Source organism: Modestobacter altitudinis, assembly GCF_005930475.1.
GTDB lineage: Bacteria > Actinomycetota > Actinomycetes > Mycobacteriales > Geodermatophilaceae > Modestobacter > Modestobacter altitudinis.
In genome coordinates this window covers 52,441-71,917 of record NZ_SJEW01000022.1, presented here as the reverse complement: position 1 = coordinate 71,917, position 19,477 = coordinate 52,441, and the positions used below count along the sequence as shown (strand labels likewise).

At 73.5% G+C, this 19,477-nt stretch carries 21 protein-coding genes, 1 pseudogene and 1 riboswitch; of the genes and pseudogenes, 7 read left to right on the top strand and 15 right to left on the bottom strand.

Annotated elements, in window-relative coordinates:
• The first annotated feature begins 360 nt into the window (after positions 1 to 360).
• Positions 361 to 1,446, top strand: coding sequence for an ATP-binding protein (locus FHL79_RS10690; protein ID WP_138758582.1), 1,086 nt, complete (start codon positions 361 to 363; stop codon positions 1,444 to 1,446).
• Between the two features lie 19 nt (positions 1,447 to 1,465).
• On the opposite strand, the gene FHL79_RS10685 is transcribed toward FHL79_RS10690, so the two are convergent.
• Genes FHL79_RS10685 through FHL79_RS10675 form a run of 3 tightly spaced genes read right to left on the bottom strand, consistent with a single transcriptional unit; the run spans position 1,466 to position 3,714 of the window.
• Positions 1,466 to 2,344, bottom strand: a complete 879-nt coding sequence (locus FHL79_RS10685; protein WP_246080615.1) for an alpha/beta hydrolase — start codon at positions 2,342 to 2,344, stop codon at positions 1,466 to 1,468.
• Positions 2,345 to 2,369: 25 nt separating this feature from the next.
• Positions 2,370 to 2,720, bottom strand: coding sequence for a hypothetical protein (locus FHL79_RS10680; RefSeq protein ID WP_138758581.1), 351 nt, complete (start codon positions 2,718 to 2,720; stop codon positions 2,370 to 2,372).
• A 7-nt stretch (positions 2,721 to 2,727) separates the two neighbouring features.
• Positions 2,728 to 3,714, bottom strand: coding sequence for a GlxA family transcriptional regulator (locus FHL79_RS10675; protein ID WP_218938420.1), 987 nt, complete (start codon positions 3,712 to 3,714; stop codon positions 2,728 to 2,730).
• A gap of 97 nt (positions 3,715 to 3,811) precedes the next feature.
• On the opposite strand from FHL79_RS10675, the gene FHL79_RS10670 reads away from it, so the two are divergent.
• Entirely contained in the window at positions 3,812 to 4,390 is a 579-nt protein-coding gene (locus FHL79_RS10670; protein ID WP_138758579.1) for a hypothetical protein, read from the top strand.
• A 3-nt stretch (positions 4,391 to 4,393) separates the two neighbouring features.
• Here the strand turns inward: FHL79_RS10670 and FHL79_RS10665 are convergent, their stop codons facing one another.
• From FHL79_RS10665 to FHL79_RS10660, 3 genes and pseudogenes are all read right to left on the bottom strand, one after another.
• The gene (locus tag FHL79_RS10665) at positions 4,394 to 5,221 is read right to left on the bottom strand and encodes an HNH endonuclease signature motif containing protein (RefSeq protein ID WP_342777101.1); all 828 of its coding nucleotides are present in this window, start codon (positions 5,219 to 5,221) and stop codon (positions 4,394 to 4,396) included.
• Positions 5,222 to 5,325: 104 nt separating this feature from the next.
• Positions 5,326 to 5,466 (bottom strand): annotated as a pseudogene (locus FHL79_RS26345) (endonuclease); the annotation flags it as partial.
• Between the two features lie 360 nt (positions 5,467 to 5,826).
• Positions 5,827 to 6,165 (bottom strand): nuclear transport factor 2 family protein, encoded by a 339-nt coding sequence (locus FHL79_RS10660; RefSeq protein WP_138758578.1) that lies wholly within the window; start codon positions 6,163 to 6,165, stop codon positions 5,827 to 5,829.
• 78 nt (positions 6,166 to 6,243) lie between these two features.
• On the opposite strand from FHL79_RS10660, the gene FHL79_RS10655 reads away from it, so the two are divergent.
• Together FHL79_RS10655 and FHL79_RS10650 are read left to right on the top strand one after the other, a co-directional pair.
• Entirely contained in the window at positions 6,244 to 7,038 is a 795-nt protein-coding gene (locus FHL79_RS10655) for a MerR family transcriptional regulator (protein WP_138758577.1), read from the top strand.
• Positions 7,039 to 7,373: 335 nt separating this feature from the next.
• A riboswitch (cyclic di-AMP (ydaO/yuaA leader) is annotated at positions 7,374 to 7,514 on the top strand.
• 15 nt (positions 7,515 to 7,529) lie between these two features.
• Positions 7,530 to 8,036, top strand: a complete 507-nt coding sequence (locus FHL79_RS10650; RefSeq protein ID WP_138758576.1) for an NlpC/P60 family protein — start codon at positions 7,530 to 7,532, stop codon at positions 8,034 to 8,036.
• A 53-nt stretch (positions 8,037 to 8,089) separates the two neighbouring features.
• On the opposite strand, the gene FHL79_RS10645 is transcribed toward FHL79_RS10650, so the two are convergent.
• Complete coding sequence (locus FHL79_RS10645; protein ID WP_138758575.1) at positions 8,090 to 8,872, bottom strand: MBL fold metallo-hydrolase; 783 nt, start codon at positions 8,870 to 8,872, stop codon at positions 8,090 to 8,092.
• On the bottom strand, positions 8,869 to 9,684 hold the full coding sequence (locus FHL79_RS10640) for an alpha/beta hydrolase (RefSeq protein WP_138758574.1): 816 nt from the start codon (positions 9,682 to 9,684) through the stop codon (positions 8,869 to 8,871). Before FHL79_RS10640 ends, FHL79_RS10645 begins: the two co-directional genes overlap by 4 nt.
• Positions 9,685 to 9,840: 156 nt before the next feature.
• Between FHL79_RS10640 and FHL79_RS10635 the strand changes: the two genes are divergently transcribed.
• On the top strand, positions 9,841 to 10,785 hold the full coding sequence (locus FHL79_RS10635) for a helix-turn-helix domain-containing protein (RefSeq protein WP_138758573.1): 945 nt from the start codon (positions 9,841 to 9,843) through the stop codon (positions 10,783 to 10,785).
• Positions 10,786 to 10,843: 58 nt separating this feature from the next.
• On the top strand, positions 10,844 to 11,941 hold the full coding sequence (locus FHL79_RS10630) for an epoxide hydrolase family protein (protein ID WP_218938419.1): 1,098 nt from the start codon (positions 10,844 to 10,846) through the stop codon (positions 11,939 to 11,941).
• 14 nt (positions 11,942 to 11,955) lie between these two features.
• Here FHL79_RS10630 and FHL79_RS10625 read toward each other — a convergent pair whose 3' ends face one another.
• From FHL79_RS10625 to FHL79_RS10600, 6 genes are all read right to left on the bottom strand, one after another.
• Positions 11,956 to 12,354, bottom strand: coding sequence for a type II toxin-antitoxin system VapC family toxin (locus FHL79_RS10625; RefSeq protein ID WP_138758572.1), 399 nt, complete (start codon positions 12,352 to 12,354; stop codon positions 11,956 to 11,958).
• Entirely contained in the window at positions 12,351 to 12,587 is a 237-nt protein-coding gene (locus FHL79_RS10620) for a FitA-like ribbon-helix-helix domain-containing protein (protein ID WP_138758571.1), read from the bottom strand. Before FHL79_RS10620 ends, FHL79_RS10625 begins: the two co-directional genes overlap by 4 nt.
• A gap of 211 nt (positions 12,588 to 12,798) precedes the next feature.
• A complete protein-coding gene (locus tag FHL79_RS10615; RefSeq protein WP_138758570.1) occupies positions 12,799 to 13,968 on the bottom strand; it encodes an OmpA family protein in 1,170 nt (389 codons plus the stop codon).
• A gap of 26 nt (positions 13,969 to 13,994) precedes the next feature.
• Positions 13,995 to 15,311 carry a hypothetical protein gene (locus FHL79_RS10610; RefSeq protein ID WP_138758569.1) on the bottom strand — a complete coding sequence of 439 codons (1,317 nt, stop codon included), beginning with the start codon at positions 15,309 to 15,311 and terminating at the stop codon, positions 13,995 to 13,997.
• Positions 15,308 to 16,027, bottom strand: coding sequence for a hypothetical protein (locus FHL79_RS10605; protein WP_138758568.1), 720 nt, complete (start codon positions 16,025 to 16,027; stop codon positions 15,308 to 15,310). The genes FHL79_RS10610 and FHL79_RS10605 overlap by 4 nt, the downstream gene beginning before the upstream one ends.
• 233 nt (positions 16,028 to 16,260) lie before the next feature.
• Positions 16,261 to 17,763 carry a flavin-containing monooxygenase gene (locus FHL79_RS10600; RefSeq protein ID WP_138758567.1) on the bottom strand — a complete coding sequence of 501 codons (1,503 nt, stop codon included), beginning with the start codon at positions 17,761 to 17,763 and terminating at the stop codon, positions 16,261 to 16,263.
• A gap of 167 nt (positions 17,764 to 17,930) precedes the next feature.
• Here FHL79_RS10600 and FHL79_RS10595 point away from each other — a divergent pair, with 167 nt between their 5' ends.
• Complete coding sequence (locus FHL79_RS10595) at positions 17,931 to 18,764, top strand: alpha/beta fold hydrolase (protein ID WP_246080613.1); 834 nt, start codon at positions 17,931 to 17,933, stop codon at positions 18,762 to 18,764.
• An 80-nt stretch (positions 18,765 to 18,844) separates the two neighbouring features.
• Here FHL79_RS10595 and FHL79_RS10590 read toward each other — a convergent pair whose 3' ends face one another.
• Positions 18,845 to 19,378 (bottom strand): hypothetical protein, encoded by a 534-nt coding sequence (locus tag FHL79_RS10590; protein WP_138758565.1) that lies wholly within the window; start codon positions 19,376 to 19,378, stop codon positions 18,845 to 18,847.
• Positions 19,379 to 19,477: the final 99 nt, after the last annotated feature.

Sequence of the window (19,477 nt, the reverse complement as noted above, 5' to 3'; positions counted from 1 at the left end):
GGCGGCGGTGCCGGCGTGGACGAGGTCGGCGTCGTCGCGGCCAGCGGGGTCTCCTCCCCGCCACCGCAGCCGACCAGGCTGCCCAGCGTCAGGCAGGCCAGCAGGACGGTGCCGAGGTACCGGCGGGGAGGTGCGAGTGCCACGGGGTGCTCCTGCGTCGGTGCTGCCGCGACCACCCGATGGGCGCCCGCGTGACCGGAGGTCGGTCATCGGTCGTTCTCGGCTGCCGGTGCCCATCTCAGCACCGGCGGCGCCCCCTGCGCCCCATCCGCCCGTCGGTCGGCGCAGGAATCCGCTGGTTCCTGTCGGTGGGCCGCCGTACGGTCCAGCCCGCTCGACCGACTCGACCTGGAGGAACCCGTGACCCTGCCTGCCGAGGGCAGCACGCCGCAGCTCGGCCTGGACTACCTGGACGACGTCAGCGCCAAGCTGATGCTGCAGGCCCAGTGGTCCGGCGCCATGCCGTACCTGCGGGCCGGGTCCGTCCCGGGCACGGTCGAGGACCTGGCGGCGCTGCTCCCCGAGGGTGCGCGGCTGCGGTTCGACCAGCGGTGGCAGCGGCACCGCACCGTCGCCGCCGAGCTTCCCGGTCTGGTCGTCGAGCTCGAGACGCGGCAGAACGTGACGCGGCTCGTGGTGGTGGGCGCGGTCCTGACCGCCGTCGAGTCCTGCCTGGCCGGCATGACCAGCGCGGCCGAGGCCGCGGCCGCGGTGCCGGAGGTCGTCGTCCGGATGCGCTTCTGGTCCAGCCGGGACGACGGCGCGTCGATGTCGAGCCGGAAGGTCACGGCGCCGACCTGGCGCGAGGTCGCGGCCAACTACGCCGCGCACACCGCCGCCGGGCTGGCTCCGCTGGTCGCGGCCACCGACATGTTCGGCCGCGCCGGGCGGCTGGTCCTCTGGCACGGCGAGCCGGGCACGGGCAAGACGACCGCGGTCCGCGCCCTGAGCCGCGAGTGGGCGGCCTGGTGCGAGCCGCACTACGTCACCGATCCCGAGCGGCTCTTCGCCGACCCGCAGTACCTGCTGGAGGTGGCCGGGGTCGACGACGAGGAGGACGACGGCGCGGCGGAGAAGCGGCCGTGGCGGCTGGTCATCGCGGAGGACTGCGACGAGTACCTGCGCACCGACGCCAAGCTGCGCGCCGGGGCCTCGCTGGGCCGGTTGCTCAACCTCTGCGACGGGATCCTGGGCTACGGGCTGCAGGTGCTCGTACTGCTCACCACCAACGAGGACGTCGGGAGCCTGCACCCGGCGATCACCCGGCCGGGGCGCTGCCTGAGCCGGGTGGAGTTCGGCCGGCTGTCGCGTGCGCAGGCGCAGGCCTGGCTGGGGCCCGGGCGCACCGCTCCGCCGGAGCCGGCGACGCTGGCCGAGCTGTACGCGCTCCGGGAGGAGCGCGACGACCCGACCGACCACGCCCCGGAGGTGGGCGGCTACCTCTGATCCGCGACCGCCGGCCGGCTCACCGGGAGACCAGCTGCACGATGCGGCGCGCCGCGGCCCGCCCCTCGGGCGCGGGGACCAGCGGGTAGACGTGCACCGCGCCCTCGCAGACCACGACGTCGACCTCGGTGCCCGCCGCCCTGGCCTTGTCGCCGAGCTCCAGGACGTCGGGCAGGCAGATCTCGTGCGTGCCGACGAAGACGTGCAGCGGCGGGAGGCCGGCCAGTGGCCCGTTCAGCGGGCTGAGCCGGGGCTGGGTGGGGTCGTCACCGCCCGCCCACGCCTCCCCCGCCAGGCGGAGCCCGACGCTGGCCAGCCACGGGTCGTGCGCCTCGACGGCGGGGACGTCCGGGTTGCTGAGGGTGAGGTCCAGCCACGGGGAGAGCAGCACGAGCCGGCGCGGCTGCGGCAGGTCCGCCTCGGCCAGCGTCTGGACGAGGCCGAGCGCGAGGCCGCCGCCCGCGGAGTCGCCGGCCAGGGTGACCGCCGACGCGTCGAGGTCCTGCAGCAGCTCCCGGTAGACGGTGCTGACGAACGGATACGCCGCACGGTGGGTGTGCTGCGGCGCGAGACCGTAGTGCGGGACCTCGACCCGGACCCCGGCGTCGGCCATCGCGGAGACCAGCGCCCAGTGCTGCGGCGCGATCTCGCTGATGTAGGCGCCGCCGTGCAGGTAGACGACGGCGCGCTCCGCATCCCGGCCGCGCGGCGCGACCGTGGTGCAGGGGAAGCCGTCGACCAGGCGGGTGCGCACGTCGTGCCGCCGCTGCAACCGGGCCGGGGGCCGGGTGCTGCCCTTCGGGGCGGCGATCCGCTGCTGGGCCCGCTCGACGGTCGCCATCCGCGGCTTGAAGGTCAGCCGGAAGACCTGCTCGAGGACCTTCATCTGCAGGCTCACCGCGCCACTCTCCCCGGCGGCGGGCCTACAGCGCGAGGCGGACCACCGGCCGGGCCTTGCTGGTGCGGGTGCCGACCTCGGTGGAGCCGAGCCGGAGGAAGACCGACAGCGGCCCGTGGAACAGCTCGACAGCGGACGCCGTCCGCACCGTGGTGTCCAGCGGGTGGGCCTCGACGGCGCGGGCACCGTGCCGGCGGGCGATGTCGACGGCGCCTCCGAGCAGGACCTCGGCCAAGCCCTGCCGGCGCTTGCCGACGCGCACCACGAAGCAGGTGACGGCCCACAGCCCGTTCTCGTCCGCGGTGACCGCGGCGACCGGGTAGGAGAGGAGCAGGTCGTCCCAGCGCTCCGGGGTCGCGTCCTCGACGGTGGGCACCGGACGCTCAGTCCGGCACGCGAGCCGACGCCCGGTCGAGACCGTGCGCGGCACGGTAGGCCGACGGCGCGACGCCGTAGCGCTCGGCGAAGGCCTGCCGCAGGTTCTCCGCGGTGCCCAGCCCGCACCGGGCGGCGATGCGCGGCAGGGGCAGCGACGTCGTCTCGAGCAGCTGCGCGGCGGCAGCGGTCCGTGCCTGCCGGACGTACCTCCCCGGCGGCTGCCCGAGGTGCTCGGTGAAGAGCCGGGTCAGGTGGCGCGGGGTGACGCCGGCGACGGCCGCGAGGGCCGTCGTCCCGAGGTCGGCCGCGAGGTCGGCGAGCACGTGGTCGACCACCCGGCGGACGACGTCGTGCTCGGGCGGCGGCGCGGCGGTGAACACGCTCATCTGGGCCTGGTTGCCCGGGCGCTGCAGGTAGGTCACCAGGATGCGGGAGACCATCCGGGCGAGGTCGACACCGTGGTCCTCCTGGACGAACGCCAGCGCGAGGTCCAGAGCACTGGTGATCCCGGCGGCTGTGGTGACGTGCCCGTCCCGGATGAAGATGGGTCCGGGGTCGACGTCGACGTGCGGGTACCGCTCGGCGAGCTGGGCGGCGTGCTGCCAGTGGGTGGTCGCTCGCCGGCCGTCCAACAACCCGGCTGCCGCCAGCACGCTGGCCCCGGTGCAGACCGAGGCGACCCGGCGGCTCTCCCGGGCGAGCCGGCGCACGTGCGCGACGAGGGCGGGGTCGGCGGCGACGTCGGCATGGGTGACGCCTCCGGAGACCACGAGGGTGTCGATGGGCCCAGTGGTCCGCTCGAGCGCAGCCTGGGACCCCAGCACCAGTCCGGTGGCGCTCTGGATCGGTCGGCCGCCAGGGCTGACGACGGTGAGCGCGTAGGGCTCGGCCGGCTCACCGACCGCGTTGGCCATGGCGAGGGTCGTCGTCACGCACGCCAGGTCCAGCAGTTCGGCGCCGTCGTACCCCACCACGACCACGGTCCGCTGCACCGCGCCATCATGGTCCGGACGGACCGCCATCCCAAGGAGTCGGACACGTCGGTCCGTGGCGCTGTCCCTAGTGGCGCGCGCGGGCGACGGTCACCGCATGACACAGCTGACGGAGCTCGACCCGGTGCACGCGTCCCGCATCCGCACCGGCGCGGTGACCCTCGCCCACCGCTGGCCCACGGCGCTCGCACTGTTCGTTGCGGCGGTCGTCCTGTCCGACGTCGAGGACGGCACCGAGGGCGCCTTGGTGTTGATCGTGACCGGGACGCTCTACCTCGTCATGGCAGTGCTCGCGCGTCCGCAGACGACCTGGCCCGTGCTCCTCGCCGTCCTCGTCGGTGTGGTGGCTCTGAAGAGGGCCGGTGCTGCCGGCGCCGGGGTCGTCTTCGGACTGGTGGCGGTGGTCGCGGTGGTCGGGGTCGTGCGGGGCTCGCTGCACTGGCCGCGGCTGCCCGCGCTGCAGGTCCCGGCGGCCGCTCTGTTCGCCGGCGGCGGTGCGCTCGCAGCCGACGTCAATCCCCGGGTCGCCGGGTACGCCGTCGCCGCAGGGCTCATCGGGCACGCGCTGTGGGACGTCTACCACTGGTGGGTCGACCGGATCGTGACACGGTCCTTCGCCGAGTGGTGCGCGGTGTTCGACCTGGCCCTGGGCGTCGGCCTGTTGCTCCTGGTCTGACGTTCAGACCTGGAGGAGTGGTCCGATGAGGATCTCGGTGTCGTCGGGGCGGAACGTGCGCCATCGGCCGCCGGGATCTCGTTCGATCCGGAACCCGTGGTGGACCTTGGTGTGGTGGCGTTCGCACAGCAGCGCCGAGTTCTCCAGGCTGGTCTCGCCATGATCGCGCAGCCACTCGAGCAGGTGGTGGACGTCGCACCAGTGGGTGGGGGCATCGCAACCGGCGAAGACGCAGTGCCGGTCGCGTTGCTCGACCGCGCGGCGGATGTGCGCCGGGACCACCCGCTTCTCCCGCCCGACGTCCAGCGGGAGCCCGTCGGGATCCAGCACCATCCGGGTGATCTCGGCGTCGCAGGCGATCCAGCGGGCCGCCGCGGCCGAGATCACCGCTCCGAACCCGGTCTCGGCCGCTCCCGGGCCGGTGCCGGGATCGAGGAGGTCGTCGATGTCGATGGTGACGATCACCCGCGGCTTCACCGTCCGCAGCTTGGGCAGGTCCCCCGAGGCCAGCGCGTTGTCACACAACTGCACCAGGGCGTCGGCCAGCTGCTGGGCGCGGGTACGGGTGTCCCCCTGGGGCCGGTTGGCCTGCACCATCGACTCCAGCGCGGCCGCGACCTTCTCCCCGCCCACCGCATCGAGCCGGTAGTCCCCGAACACCCCGCTGTCGGCGTCCCGGCAGATCCGCAACGACCGCCCCTCGGTCGGGTCCGGTTCGCTCCCGTCGGGGTCCAGCCGCTCCTGGAAGTGGTGCACCACCTGCGGCAGCCGCGCGTGCGCCTCTCCCTGGGCGACCGCGACGAGCGCCCGGTCGATCGCACCCAGGTCCACGTCCTGCTCGGCGGCCGCGGTCCGCTTGGCTTCGTCGGCGATGGGGCGATGGCCGCGACCTGGGCGGCGGTGATGCTGCCCTCGGCGAAGGCGGCCGCGGTGGCCGGCAGGTGCTCCAGTGCCCGGCCCGAGCGCACCAGCCGCCCGGCCTCGCCCGCCGTCAGATGACCGTGCCCGCGCAGCCAGGACGGCATCGTCTTCTTCCCGTCGTGCTCGGGCGCCCCGGTCAGCTCACACCGGCGCACCGTGCGGGTGACCTCGGCGGCGATCCGGTTCTGCAGCACCAACAACGGACCCAGCCGCTCCAGCAGCGCCGGCCCGGGCAGCAGGTCGAGGTCCTCGGCGGCCAAGGCGTCCAGCGCGGACTGCAACTCGCCCACCGGACACCTCCTCCACGTCTTCGAACACGTGTACGAAATGTACTGCCACGGAAGGTCGAAACAAGGTGAATCCGCAGGTCAGCGACCTGTCCACAGATCGCCGCTGGCTCTTGACACGGCACCGGGGACCGGGCGCGGACGCCCAAGAGGAAGCCTTCGGCGTCCGCCCGGCGGGGGGCGCGACGAACGCCGGAGGCGCGCCTTTGGCGGACGGCCCGGAGGGGGTCAGGGCGCGATGGTCAGCTCGGCGATCCGGTCGCCGCGCAGGGTGAAGTGGTACCGCAGGTCCACCACGCCGCCCGGGAAGTCCCCCTCCAGGTGCTGGACGACGAGCCAGTGGTCGGCGTCGATGCGCTCCGCGCCGGTCACCTCGGTCGTGAACGTGTACTCCGACGCGGCGCGGTGCAGCCAGCTCCGGACGGCCTCGGCACCGCGGTGGGTTGCGCCGTCGTCGACGACCACGGCGTCGTCGGTGAAGGCGTGGACAGCGGCGTCGGCGTCCCGGGTGGTCAGGTGGCTGCGGACGACGGCGGGCAGTTGAGCGGGGGTGATCGTCGTGGTCATGCCCCGACCGTGCCGCCTCCCGCAGAGGGCGGGTCCAGCGCTGGACCCTCCCGCGGGGAGAGGGTGCAGAGTGCCCGGGTGCTGACCATCGGCGAGTTCGCGCAGCTCACCCACCTCAGCGTGCGCACGCTGCGGCGCTACCACGACGCCGGGCTGCTGGAGCCGGCCCGCGTCGACGCCGCCAGCGGCTACCGGTACTACAGCGCCGAGCAGATCCCGGCGGCGCAGGTCATCCACCGGCTGCGGGAGCTCGACGTCCCGCTGACCGACGTGCAGCGCATCCTGCAGACACCCGACCCCTGCGCGCGGGCCGGGCTCGTCGCCGACCACCTGCAGCGGCTCGAGCACCAGCTGGAGCGCACCCGTGCGGCGGTGACCTCGCTGCAGCGGCTGCTCCGCCCCGAGCCGACGACGCTGGACGTCGAGCTGCGGGCGGTGCCGGCCACGACCGTCGCCGCGGTCGAGGCGACGGTCGTCCTGGACGACGTCCTGCGCTGGTACTCCGGCGCGATGGCCGAGCTGGACGCGCTGGTCGGGACGCCTGGCCCGCCCGGCGGGCTGTACGACAACGAGCTGTTCACCGCCGGCCGGGGGCACGTGCTGGTGTACCGGCCGGTCGCCGACCCCCCGCCCACCGGCCGGGTGCACGGGGTGACCCTCCCCGCCGTGGAGCTGGCGGTGACCACGCACGTCGGTGCCCACGACAGCATCGACGTCACCTACGGCGAGCTCGGCAGCTGGGTGGTCGAGCACGCCCTCGCGGTGGCCGGCCCGGTGCGGGAGACCTACCTGGTCGGCCCGCGCGACACCCCGGACCCAGCGGCCTGGCGCACCGAGATCGGGTGGCCGGTCTTCCGTCTCGCTGCGCGCTGACCCGAGGGGCCCGGCGTGTCGTGAGCCTCCGACAGAGCCGCCTGCGTGGTCGCGCCATCACCCCACGCTCAGGCGCGCCCAGCCGACGAAAGATGTATCAACCAACCGTCGGCCTGGAACAGTTGAGACGTCAAAGAGCAGCCGCGACCTCCCGCCGCAGGTCGTCGTCGGCGAGTCGGCGCGCGTCGGTTTGTCAACATCTTGTTTCCGTGACTGGTCGTTGACTCAGCGTCCACGAGCGTTCCTCCTCTCACCCCCATACGTTCATCGCGCCCGCCGGGTCCAGTCGTCACCTTCCGTGTGACACCCGCCGGGCACCGCCGAGCCAGGCGCCCTCAGCAACGTCGCTGAGCAAGCCCGGGCCGAGGACCCAGTGCAGTCCTGGGGTGAAGCGCGACCGGGCAACCAGCCGGTGCGCCGGGCGAGTTCCCCGCCCGAACCCGTCAGCTAACTCGGTAGGCGGTCGTGGAGAACCAGGAGACACGTCGTCCATGACGACCATGCGCACAGCCCCCGCACGCCGTTCCACCCGTGGGGCCCTGATCGCCCTGCTCACCGGTGCCGGCCTCGTCCTCACCCCGCTGACCGCCCAGGCGGCGGCACCCGACACCGCCGCCGTGGCCGCCGCTCCGGCTGCCGCCTCGAGCACCGCGGCCCAGGTCGCCGTCGACAGCGCTCTCGCCCAGCTGGGTGACCCCTACGTCTGGGCCGGGGCGGGCCCGAACTCCTTCGACTGCTCCGGGCTCACCCAGTACGCCTACAAGGCCGCCGGGATCTCGCTGCCGCACTCGTCGAAGAGCCAGTCGACGATGGGCACGCACGTCGCGAAGGCCGACCTCAAGCCCGGTGACCTGGTGTTCTTCTACAGCCCGGTCAGCCACGTGGGCATGTACATCGGCAACGGGCAGATGGTCCACGCCCCGACGGCCGGCTCGGTCGTCAAGATCGTGAACGTCGACGCGATGTCGGGCTACAACACCGCCCGTCGTCTGGCCTGACGTCCTGCCGCCGGGCTCCGGCGTCCCACGCGGACGCCGGAGCCCGGCGCAGGTCAGGCCGGCGCCAGCTCGGCGGCCTCACCCATCGGCAGCCAGCGGACCGTGCGCCGGACCTCCGGCGCCCGGGCGAGGTCCCGCTCGAGCCCGACCCGGCCCTGGGCGAAGTGGCTCCAGCCCTCGTAGTGCACCGGGACGACGGTGCGGGGGCCGAGGAGACCGCACAGCTCCACCGCCTGACGGCCGGTCATCGAGTACCGCAGCGGGCCGGTCACCGGGAAGCGGACGCCGCCCAGGTGCAGCACCGCGGTGTCGACCCGCAGCCGCCGGGCGACCTCGCGCAGCCCGCCGAACAGCACGGTGTCCCCGGAGATCCACAGCACGCCGTCGCGCTGCCCCTCCCAGCGCAGCGCGAAGCCGACGACCTCCCCGGCCACCGGGCGGCTCAGCGGCGGACCGTGCCGGGCCGGTGTCGCGGTCACCTCCAGGCTCGGACGACCGGGGGCCTCCAGCACCGTCGTCTGCCAGGGCCGCAGACCGCGGGTGGTGCCGCCGAGCCGGGTCGCGCCGGACGCCGTCGTCACCACCACCGGCGCGGACGGCAGCAGGGCGCGGCCGGCGTCGTCCAGGTTGTCGGCGTGGTGGTCGTGGGTGAGCAGGACGGCGTCCAGCGGCGGCAGGTCGGCGGCGTCGACGGCCGGCCCGGTCACCTTGCGCGAGCTGGTGCCCCAGCCGAATGCGTACCGCCGGCCGGGCGGGTCGAAGGTGGGGTCGGTCAGCAGCCGCCAGCCGGCGACCTCGACGAGCAGCGTCGGCCCGCCGATGTGGGTCAGTCTCACGACACCCGGGACGGCGCGCCGGTCGCGTGCGCCAGCGCCCACTCCAGGACGTCGTCCGCGATCTGCTCCCAGCCGGGCGCGGCCGGCAGCAGGTGCGGGTAGCCCTGGTACTCGCGGATCTCGGTGACGGCGTCGCCGGAGTAGTGCTTGGCGTTCGACCGCTGCACCGCCGGCGGCATGATGTGGTCCTCGCTGCCGGAGACGAACAGCAGCGGCGGGCGAGCCGCGTTGGCGTAGTCGACGTGGGCGTCCTGCGGCCCGGGCATCAGGTTGGCCAGCACCGAGTTCCACAGGATCCCCCCGGACGCCGGGATGGCGTACCGCTCGTACAGCGCTCGCGACTCCTCCTCGCTGAAGGTGTTCGTGAAGGCGTAGTGCCACTGCTCCCAGCTGAACCCGACCGCCCGGTGCCGGTTGGCCGGGTTCTTCAGCACCTCCCATGTGGACCGGGCCTGGGACAGCGGCGTCACCTTGACGCCCTCGGTCGGCGCGGAGTTGAGGACGACGCCGACGGCTCCGTACCCGCGGTCCAGCAGCAGCTGGGTGATCGTGCCGCCCGCGGAGTGGCCGATGAGGACCGGCGGTATCTCCAGCGCGCCGACCACCTCGGTCATGTGCTCGACGATCTGCGGCAGCGTCACCTCTGCGATCGGCGTCGGGTCGGCGTTGAGCGCCTCGACCTCGACCTCGAAGCCGGGGTAGGTGGGGGTGACCACGCGGAAACCGCGGCTCTCGTAGTGCGTCTTCCAGTTCTCCCAGCTGCGCGGGGTCACCCAGAAGCCGTGGATGAGCACGATGGTGTCGGGGGCCATGTCGGTCTCCTCGTGTGGGATGGGGCGGTCCTCGCACCCTGGCAGCGGCGACCGTCGCCGGATCGGCTGTCCGTGCACGCCTGTGGTGCCTGAGTGCCTTCCTCCGCCGCCCGGCCCCTGCCAGGCTCGGCGGACACCTGCCGGTGGAGGTCGCCGATGCTGATCCTGGACACCACCGACGTCCCGCGGGCCGACCGCGGCGAGGCGTTCGCCGCTGCCATGCAGCAGTCCGGCGCGTCGTGCCGGGTCGAGTACCGGCAGCCGCAGGACGAGATGGCAGTGCGGATGCAGGCGTGGTCCTACGGGCCGGCCACGCTGATGGCCACCGACGCGACCGGGTTCCGGCTGACCCGGACGGCGACCCACGTGCGGCGCGACGGCGAGCCGGTGGTCGGGCTGTCGTTCCAGGCGCGCGGGTGCGGCGAGTTCGCGCAGTTCGGGCACGAGCAGCTGGTCCGCGGCCCGGACCTGATGCTGATTGACATGGGCGCGCCGTACTCGTTCGGCTGCGCGCTGGGCGGCGGGGCCCGGGTGCTGCTGGTCTCCTACGACGAGCTCGACCTGCCGCTGGACGTCGTCCGGGCGGGGGGCCCGGGGATCGGCGCGAGTCCGCTGCGCCGGCTGCTCCGGACCCACCTCGAGCGGCTGGTCGCGACCGCACCCCAGACGTCAGCGGACGACGGCGCGTCGGCGCTCGGTGCGGCGACGGTGGACCTGGTGCGCGCGCTGGCCGTCTCGGCGGCTGCGGACGACCGGCTGCGCGCCACCGTCCGCGACGGGACGCTGGTGACGCGGGTACGGGCCTACGTCTCCCAGCGGCTGGGCGACCCGGGGCTGTCGCCCGAGTCGATCGCGGCGGCGCACGCCGTGTCGGTGCGGCAGCTCTACAAGGCCTTCAGCGAGGCCGGGTTGAGCCTGGAGCAGTGGGTGATCGGGCTGCGGCTGGAGGCGGCCCGGGCGGAGCTGGCCCGGCAGCGGCGCTCGATCGCGGCCGTCGCCCATTCGCACGGCTTCGTCGACGCCAGCCACTTCAGCCGCCGCTTCAAGGCGACCTACGGCATGACCCCGCGCGACTACCAGCGGACCGCCCCGACCGCCTGACCCCGTCCCCGCCCAAGGCGCGCTTTCGGCGAGCTACACGGGCTGAGAGGGTGGCACGGTGACCGCTGGACGAGCTGACCTGGACGACGCCGCGCCGCCGCTGGTCGAGGAGGCGGTGCTCGAGGACCTGCGCCGGCGGCTGCACGCCTACCGCCCGGTCGAGGGCACCGGCACGGCCGGCTGGGACCGCGGCACCGAGCACGGCTTCCTCGCCGGGCTCCTGCACAGCTGGGCCGACGACTACGACTGGCGGGTGCACGAGCAGCGGATCCGGTCGCTGCCGTGGGCGCGGACGAACCGGCTGCGGGCGGTGCACCAGCGCGCCGCCGACGCGGGTGCCACCGCCGTCGTGCTGCTGCACGGCTGGCCGGACTCGGTGCTGCGCTACGAGCGGGTGCTGCCGCTGCTGACCGACGCGCACGTCGTCGTCCCGGCGCTGCCCGGCTACCCGTTCGCCGCTCCTCTGCCGGACCGGGGCCTGTCGTCGGCGGACATGGCCGAGGTCGTCGCCGAGGCGATGGCCGAGCTGGGGTACGAGCGCTACGTGGTCTCCGGTGGGGACATCGGCCGTGGCGTCGCGACGGCGCTGGCCGCGAACCACCCCGACCGGGTGGCCGTGCTGCACGTCACCGACGTACCGCTCGCCGCCGCCCTCGACGGCGACCCGGCGGCGCAGACGGACGACGTCCGCGACCTGCGGGAGCGGATCTCGGCCTGGCGATCGACCGAGGGCGCGTACATGCACGAGCAGTCGACGAAGCCGCACACGCTGGCGGTCGGGCTGGGCGACTCCCCTGCCGGGCTCGCGGCCTGGATCGTCGAGAAGCTGCGCAGCTGGAGCGACTGCGGCGGCGACGTCGAGTCGGTGTTCCCGCGCGACGAACTGCTGACCTGGGTCACCGCGTACTGGGTGACCGGCGCGATCGGGACGTCGTTCGCGCCGTACGTGAAGCAGAGCCCGCCGATCGAGCGGATCGACGTGCCCACCGTGGTCAGCCAGTTCCCCGGCGAGATCATCCGGTCGCGCCGCTCGGTCGCCGAGCGGCTGTTCGACCTGCGGGTGTTCGAGCACGGCACCGCCGGCGGCCACTTCGCCGCGTGGGAGCGACCCGACGAGTTCGTCGGCTTCGTCCGGCAGGCGCTCGCGCTCAGCTGACGAGGGTCAGCGGCTCAACGTTCCGGAAGACGGAAGGCACATCGCGGGCCGGACGACGCCGCGAGCTTCCGATCGAGCGTCCACAGCGGCGCGTCCAGCACCTCGGCGAGAGCGACGAACGCGCCGTCGTAGGCGGTGACCGAAGGGTGCAACTCCCAGACACGGGCGGCCAGCGGTTCGAAGGGGAAGGCCGTCACCGGCGCACGGACGAGGTCCTGGTGCGCCAGGGCGGCCACCTCACGCGCCACCCTGCCGGACACCACGGCACGCCGCAGCACGTTCGACACCTCGACGTAGAGGTGTTCCGGTGCCACGAGGTCATCGCTGGCCAGGCCCGCGCGCGCCCACGCGCCGTCCACTCCTCCGTCGATCAAGGCCGCAACCATCGCCGAAGAATCGACCACGATGGTCACGACCGGTCGGCGTCCCGGTCCTCGAGGATGGCGTCAGCAGACAGCCTGGACCCCGTCGCCTCGACGCGTTGCTGCACGCGGGCCCACAGGTCGTCAGGGCTCGGCCGGCGCGCCAGCGCGGTCAACTGGGCGCGGACGTACTCCTGCAGCGACTGGCCCGCGCGGGCGGCTCGGGCAGCGAGCTCGTCCCGCGTCTCGTCGGGCACGTCGCGGATCGTCATGGAGACAGACATGCATGCAGTTTAGCTGCATCAGCAGCAACTGTGCTATCGCCGAGCTGCCGCTTGCGGGCTGGCACGCCCGGTCGGGAGCGGTCCGTCGTCCAACATCAGCCAGCCGCCCGAGACAAGCTCGCGGCCCTCAGCGGCGTCGAAGACGTCCGGCGATGGCAAGCCAACGACCAGCGGCGGTCCGGACACCGCGGTGTCCGGACCGCTCGACGGCTCAGGAGCAGACCAGCGCCGCCGATGCGCCGGCGAGCTCGATGACGACCTTCCGGTTCTGCGCGGCAGCAGCCGGGACGAGGTTGCCCGCTGGGTCGTGGTCGGTCACGTAGCCGGGGAAGTCGCTGCCCAGACCGCGCACGGTCAGCGCATCGGCCGGCACCCCGAGATCGACGAGCAGGTGCATGACGGCCTCGGCACGCTGCTGGCTCAGCGCCTGCTGGCCGACGGCGTCGCCGACGTCGGCGGTCGTGCCGGTGACGGTCGCGGTCAGCCCGCCGTCGACGATCTGCTGCGCGATCGGACGGACGACGTCCGTCGCCGCCGCGGTGTCGAGGAAGGCAGCACTGTCCGACACGAACGCGACGTTCCCGCCGGCCAGCGTCACCGTCCCGGCGGTGCACGTCATCGGCGCCGGCAGCGGCACGACGCTCACGTCGGGCAGCCCGACCGCGGCGTCCCCGGACAGCGGCGACTGCTCGACGTCCACGCTGCTCGCGCCGGCGGCCGTCGCGATCGCCGTCCAGATCTCGACGAGGTTCTTGCGCTGGCCACGGGTCAGCGTCGGCTGCGGGTCCGCGGTGTCACCGAGTCCCTGGAAGACGACGGCGTCCCCGGTCAGGTCGGGCAGTTCGTCGGCGGCCTGCAAGCTGGCGACCAGCTCGGCCGGGTCGGCGTCGAGCATCCCCGGCTGGGTGAAGTCCAACGGCGCGACCGTGGACAGGCCGGAGTCGACGACGACGATCGTGTGCCCACCATCGGAGTCCGCGATCGCCCGCGCGCCGAGGTCCAGGGCTCCGAGCAGGTCGGTCTCCGGCGTCTTCGCTGCCGCCTCGGCGAGTGCCTTGGCGACCATCTGCCGGTTCTTCTCCTTGCTCGCCTCCTGGGCCGGCCCGTTCTTGCCAGTGATGAGCAGCTGCCCCTTCATCGGGGAGAGGAACGGGTCACCGTCGGCTACCGCGATGGCCAGGTACGACTGGGCGTCCAGCGCCGTGTCGAGGGCGTCGGCGGCCTCGCCGTCCAGGGTCGGGGTCGGCATGTTGCTGCGCGCGCCGACCACGATCGCGAGCCCGCCGGTCGGGTCGGCGAGGTCGCTGCAGCCGGCCAGGCCGATCGCCAGGGCGGAGCAGCCGGCGACCACGGTCAGCCGGCGCAGGACGGAGGAGTGCACGAGGTTCCCTTCGAGGAGTTCAGGTGTCAGCGCGCGGCGGTGGGCTGGGGTGAGCCGTTGACCCGCCCGCCGTGGTGGACGGCGTCCGCCGCCTCCCGGGGCAGCACGGTCGCGAGCGGAGCCGGATGTGGCTCGGGCATCGTCGGGCCGGTGCCGCGGCCGGTGGTGACGGCGTTCGTCGCGGCGGGCTCGCCGATCAGCCCCGCGAGGTGCAGCCGGGCCAGTTCCTTGAGCTCGACGATCTCGGCGTCGACGCTCTGGACGGCGTCCGCCGCCCGCTGCGCCGCACGCTGCTGCTCGGCCCGCGCGTTGGTGAGCAGGTGCTCAGCGGCGATCGCCGCCTGCTCCGCCTCGATCGCCACCGTGCGCTGCACGGCGAGCTGGCTGCGCAGCGACCGGTAGCTGGTCATCCGCGGGTGGTGGGAGAACCCGATCCAGAACGCGAGGACGCCGGAGGCCAGGAACAGCCCGGCCAGCAGGACGGCGGTGAGAAGGGGCGACGGCCCTGATGACGCCGTCGCCGGATCGACACCGAAGGCGACCTCGGCGGTCGACGCAGCCGGTTCGCTGGAGTTCAGCCGGACGTAGAACGCGACGCCACCCAGGGCCGCCCAGGCCACCACGAGGGCAGCGACCGCTGCCTTGTTCAGACCGCCCTGCCCCTCGCGGATGTTCTTCGCGGTGTGCCCGGCAGCGTGCATGAGCGCGATGGAGGCAGTGGTGAAGGACCCGACGAGAGCCCAGACGAGCCACGACTCGGCCTCACCGAAGAGGACAGCCAGCGTGAGGTAGAAGGTGGCGAGGTCGCCGGCGCCGACCAGCAGCATCAGGCTGAACCGGAGGACCTTGGGCCACGACCCCTCGGTGAGGCCGTCCAGCCGGTCCAGCTCCGGACGGCGCTGCCGCCGCTCAGTGGCCTCGGCGCCGTTGTCCGGGAGCAGCGCGCCCTCGAAGGCGCCGATCAGCCGCTCGGTGTGCCGCACGTCGGCGCGGGCGTCGGTGGCACGCTGGCGGGCGGCCGCTGCGGTGGCCTCGGCGTCGCCGAGGACCTGCTGGGTGACGGCTTCGTGCCCGGTGCTGGCCATGGTGGCGTGCGCGTGCCACTGCGGGCGGAGCGTGTCGATCCAGCCGTCGAGGGCGTCGGCGTTGCCGGCGTCCAGCGCGCCGTTGGCGTGCAGCTCGGTGACGGCCTTGTTGACGGCGTCCCGCGAGTCCTGCGCCGACAGCCGGGGCGGCAGCGCGGGGTCGACCGGACGACGCAGCGTCCCGTGCTCGCTCTCGACGACGGTCGAGGCCGTCAGCGGCTGGTCGGTCACCTTCTTCGTGCTCCACGGGCGGTTCACGCGTTGACTCCGGCTGCTGGGAGGGACGGGGTGCGGTCGTCGGCGGCGACCCAGCTCGGGGCCGGGCACAGCTCGGTCTCCCAGCCGTGGGCGAGCGACTCCCGCTCGGGGTGCTTGCGGATGAGTGCACGCCGGTAGATCGACGCCTGGCGGCGCATGAAGTCGCCGTAGCGGAGGGCCCGCGAGCGGGTGACGTCCCAGCGGTTGCGCAGTTGGCCGCCGATGGCGGCCTCCTCGGCGAGCAGGTCGTCGACGGCCCGCTGGGCGTCCTCGTGCGCGGCGCGAGCCGCAGCGGCGGCCCGGTCGTGGGTGGTCTGCCGGCGCTGCCGGACGAGCTCGGTCGGCAGGCCCTGCTCGCCGGCCAGCCGCAGCGCGAGCGCCTCCGCGGCGGGCGGGCTGGACGTGCGGGCGACCTCGTCGGCCCGGCCGGCCAGCAGCAGGCGCGCCATGGGCAGCTCCGCCTCGATCTGCTGCAGCCGGACGGCGAGCGGTGCGGTCTCGACGTGGAAGCGGGTGCGCTCGCGCTCGCAGGCGTCGTCGTGCCGGGCGACCAGGCCCTGCAGCACCGGCGTCGTCCCCGGGTTCAGGCCGAGCGGGAGGCCGGCCCGGCGGTCGACCCGTGCCTGCCAACGCAGCCGGGCGCTCGTCGGCCAGTACACGCGCAACGCGCGGTACCGCCGGTCGAAGAGCTCGGTCCCCGGTCCCCTGAGTGCCACACGTCCCCCTGCATCGCCCGATGTCGGTCAGACGTCGCGGGGGTCATCACTCTGCGTGGCCTCCGGACGTCGTCCAGCCGGTCGGGCGCAGCCATGGGAAGCGCGGACGATCGGTGGACGACGTCAGGCAAGCAGGTGTCGAGGCCAGGATGGTGACTCTGCGTGCACATCCCGTCGAAAGGGTGACGCCCGGAGCCGTTCCGTTACCTCGTTCGTGCAGGCGCCGACCGGGGTCAGCCGTAGACGAGGGTCCCGTCGTCCAGGTCGGCGGCGGGGAGGACCTCCTGCTCCACGACGTACTCGTGCCCGTGGACCCACGGGTCGCGGTCGCCCTGCTTGGGCATCAGGTGCATCGAGCGGGCGAGGTAGCCGGGGTTGAAGTTGGCCGGGTCGACCCAGGGGCCGAGCGTCATGTCGGCGTCCTCGTCCCGCAGCTGCGGGACGACCATCGATGCCCCCTTCTCCTCCATGTGCGCGAGCAGCCGGCACACGAAGTCGCTGATCAGGTCGGCGCGCAGGGTCCAGCTGTGCCGGAAGTAGCCGAACACGTAGGCCAGGTTGGGCAGGCCGGTGAACATCAGCCCGCGGTAGGTGACGGTGTCGGCGAAGTCGACCGGCCGGCCGTCGACGGTGAAGGCGATGTCCCCGAAGACGCTGAGGTCGAAGCCGGTGGCGGTGACGACGACGTCGGCCTCCAGCTCCTCCCCGGACGACGTCCGGATGCCCGTCTCGGTGAACGTCTCGATCGTGTCGGTGACGACGGAGGCCTTGCCCTCGCGCATCGCGGTGAAGAGGTCCCCGTCGGGGAGGACGGCGATCCGCTGCTGCCACGGCCGGTAGGAGGGGTTGAAGTGCTTGTCGATGTCGACGTCCGGCGGGAGCTGGGGGCGCATCGACTCGATGAGGAACTCGCGCGCGAGGTCGGGTGACTCGGCCGAGATGCGGGTCAGCTCGTTGAGCTCGGCGATGTAGGCGCGGCGGAGGATCTCGTGCGTCCACTCCTCTGGGACGTCGAGCGCGCGGAGCGTCGTCGCCAGTTCGTGGGTCTTCGGACGGGCGTAGAAGAAGGTGGGCGAGCGCTGCAGCATGGTCACGTGCGCGGCGGTCTCGGCGAGGGCCGGGATGAGCGTCGCCGCCGTCGCGCCGGAGCCGATGACGACCACCCGCTGGCCCGAGAGCTCGAGGTCCGCGGGCCACTGCTGCGGGTGGACGACCCGGCCCCGGAAGCGGTCCATGCCCGGCCACTGCGGCGTGTAGCCCTGGTCGTGCTTGTAGTACCCCTGGCACATCCAGAGGAAGTCGGTGGTGAAGACCAGCTCCTCCCCGGTGTCGCCGCGGGTGACCTCGACGGTCCAGCGGCGGTCCTCGGTCGACCAGGTGGCGGAGCTGACGCGGTGCTCGTGGCGGATGTGGGCGTCCAGGCCGCTCTCCCGGATGACCTCGTCGAGGTAGCGGAGGATCTCCTCCGAGGACGCGATGGAGGGCCCGCGCCAGGGCTTGAACCGGTAGCCGAAGGTGAACAGGTCGCTGTCGGACCGGACGCCGGGGTACTGGTGGGTCTTCCACGTGCCGCCGTGGCTCTCCAGGGCGTCGAGGACGACGAGGCTCTTGTCCGGGAAGTGCTCCTTGAGGTGGTAGGCGGCCCCGATCCCGGAGATGCCCGCCCCCACGATCAGCACGTCCACGTGCTCGACCCGCTCGTCGAGCGTCGTCCCGGCCGGCTGCGTCATCGTCATGCCCGTCCCCCAGTCCGTGCGGGACGGCGCACCTCGTCGTGCGCCGTCGCAGGGCTGTTCTACCCCAGTTGACGCCCGCCATGTGACGTGACCCACAATCGGTCCGGACGACGTCCCCCGCTGGTGGGCGTGGTCCAGGCACCCCTCGGCCGAACATGGGAGTCCCGTTGAGCACACCGACCGTCCACGCGCCGCGCACCGTCGAGGTCGGCGACATCTCCGTCGCCGTCCAGGAGTACGGCGAGGGCGAGCCGCTGCTGATCATCAACGGCACCAGCCAGTCGCTGGGCTTCTGGGTCGACCTGGCGCAGGCCTGGGCCGGCCGGCACCGGGTGATCACCTACGACCTGCGCGGGATGGGTGGCTCGACCCGCGGGGCGGACACCTTCACCGTCCGGTCGCTGGCCGATGACGCGCTCGGGGTGCTCGACGCCCTGGGGATCGAGCGCGCCCACGTGCTCGGCTACTCGCTGGGCAGCGCGATCGCGCAGGAAGTCGTGCTCGCGGCGCCGGAGCGGGTCGCCTCCCTCGTCCTGTACTGCACGTGGGCGCGGTCGGACGGGTTCCAGCGGGCGATGATGACCGGGCTGGCGCACCCCTGGCGGATGGGCGACCTGGAGTCCGGGCTCGGCGCCCTCGGCGTCGCGTTCTCCCCGCAGCTGCTGGACAGCCCGGAGTTCGGCAAGCTGATCCAGGATCTGCTGCCGCTGTTCCCGTCGACTCCGGAGCAGATCCGTACCTGCGCCGAGCAGTGGGACGCCGACATGGGCCACGACACCCTCGACCGGCTCGGTGAGATCACCGCGCCGACGCTGGTGATCGCCGGCGAGCAGGACCTGCTGACCCCGCCCTGGCACGGCAAGCAGGTCGCCGAGGCCATCCCCGGGGCGAAGCTCGAGATGTTCACCGGCCCGGGTTCCAGCCACGCTCTGGGCACCGAACGCGCCGAGGAGTTCGTCCCCCTGGTCGCCGACTTCCTCGCCGCCCACCCCATGCCCTGACTCCCGTCGTCGTCGCCACAGGCGCGCCTTCGGCGGCCGTCCTCGCCGAAGGCGTGCCTTTGGCGAAGGACGACCCGGGCTCAGGCGGCGTGGGTCAGGACGTCGGCCGTCGCCCAGCCGGGCGGAAGCGGGCGGGCGACGTCGCCGCCGCGGACGGCGAGGAACGGCCGGGTGAGGCGCTCCTTCTCGATGCGGTCCCAGACGGCCAGCAGCTGGGAGACCCAGCGCGCCAGGGTCAGGGCGTTGCTGGCCAGCGGGTCGCCGGCGATCTCGGCGCGGGGGCGGGTGGGGATCCGCGGCCAGCGCGGGGCGACCAGGCTGCGCTTGGACGACGGCAGCGCGGCCACGTGCGCGGCGAAGGCGGCGTCCAGCGCGCTGGTCTCCGCCACGATCGCCATCGCGAGGGCACCCACGTCAGCGCCGCGGCCGAAGCGGGGGGCGGCCTTCTCGGTGGTCACGAGGACCCGGCCGACCAGCAGTCGGTCGATCCGGTCGTCGTCCGAGGGCAGTACCCAGGCGCCGGCCATCGTCGACTCCAGGCCCTCGCCGACGTTCACGTGCCAACCCACGACCCGGTCCTCGACCGGCTGGTCGATGACGACGACTCCGCGCATCTCGTTCTCCTGGCACTGAGCGTCCGGTCCGTTCCGGCGCGTGGGTGCAACTTGGCAGAGGAAACGCGCCGGACCGATCAACGTCGCGAAGTCGTGACA

What these genes read in the sequence shown, in the direction of transcription:
- FHL79_RS10670 (WP_138758579.1), top strand. Translation starts at nt 3,812, where the DNA reads ATGACACAGCTGACGGAGCTCGACCCGGTGCACGCGTCCCGCATCCGC.
- FHL79_RS10660 (WP_138758578.1), bottom strand. Translation starts at nt 6,165, where the DNA reads ATGACCACGACGATCACCCCCGCTCAACTGCCCGCCGTCGTCCGCAGC.
- FHL79_RS10650 (WP_138758576.1), top strand. Translation starts at nt 7,530, where the DNA reads ATGACGACCATGCGCACAGCCCCCGCACGCCGTTCCACCCGTGGGGCC.
- FHL79_RS10640 (WP_138758574.1), bottom strand. Translation starts at nt 9,684, where the DNA reads ATGGCCCCCGACACCATCGTGCTCATCCACGGCTTCTGGGTGACCCCG.
- FHL79_RS10635 (WP_138758573.1), top strand. Translation starts at nt 9,841, where the DNA reads ATGCTGATCCTGGACACCACCGACGTCCCGCGGGCCGACCGCGGCGAG.
- FHL79_RS10620 (WP_138758571.1), bottom strand. Translation starts at nt 12,587, where the DNA reads ATGTCTGTCTCCATGACGATCCGCGACGTGCCCGACGAGACGCGGGAC.
- FHL79_RS10600 (WP_138758567.1), bottom strand. Translation starts at nt 17,763, where the DNA reads ATGACGATGACGCAGCCGGCCGGGACGACGCTCGACGAGCGGGTCGAG.
- FHL79_RS10590 (WP_138758565.1), bottom strand. Translation starts at nt 19,378, where the DNA reads ATGCGCGGAGTCGTCGTCATCGACCAGCCGGTCGAGGACCGGGTCGTG.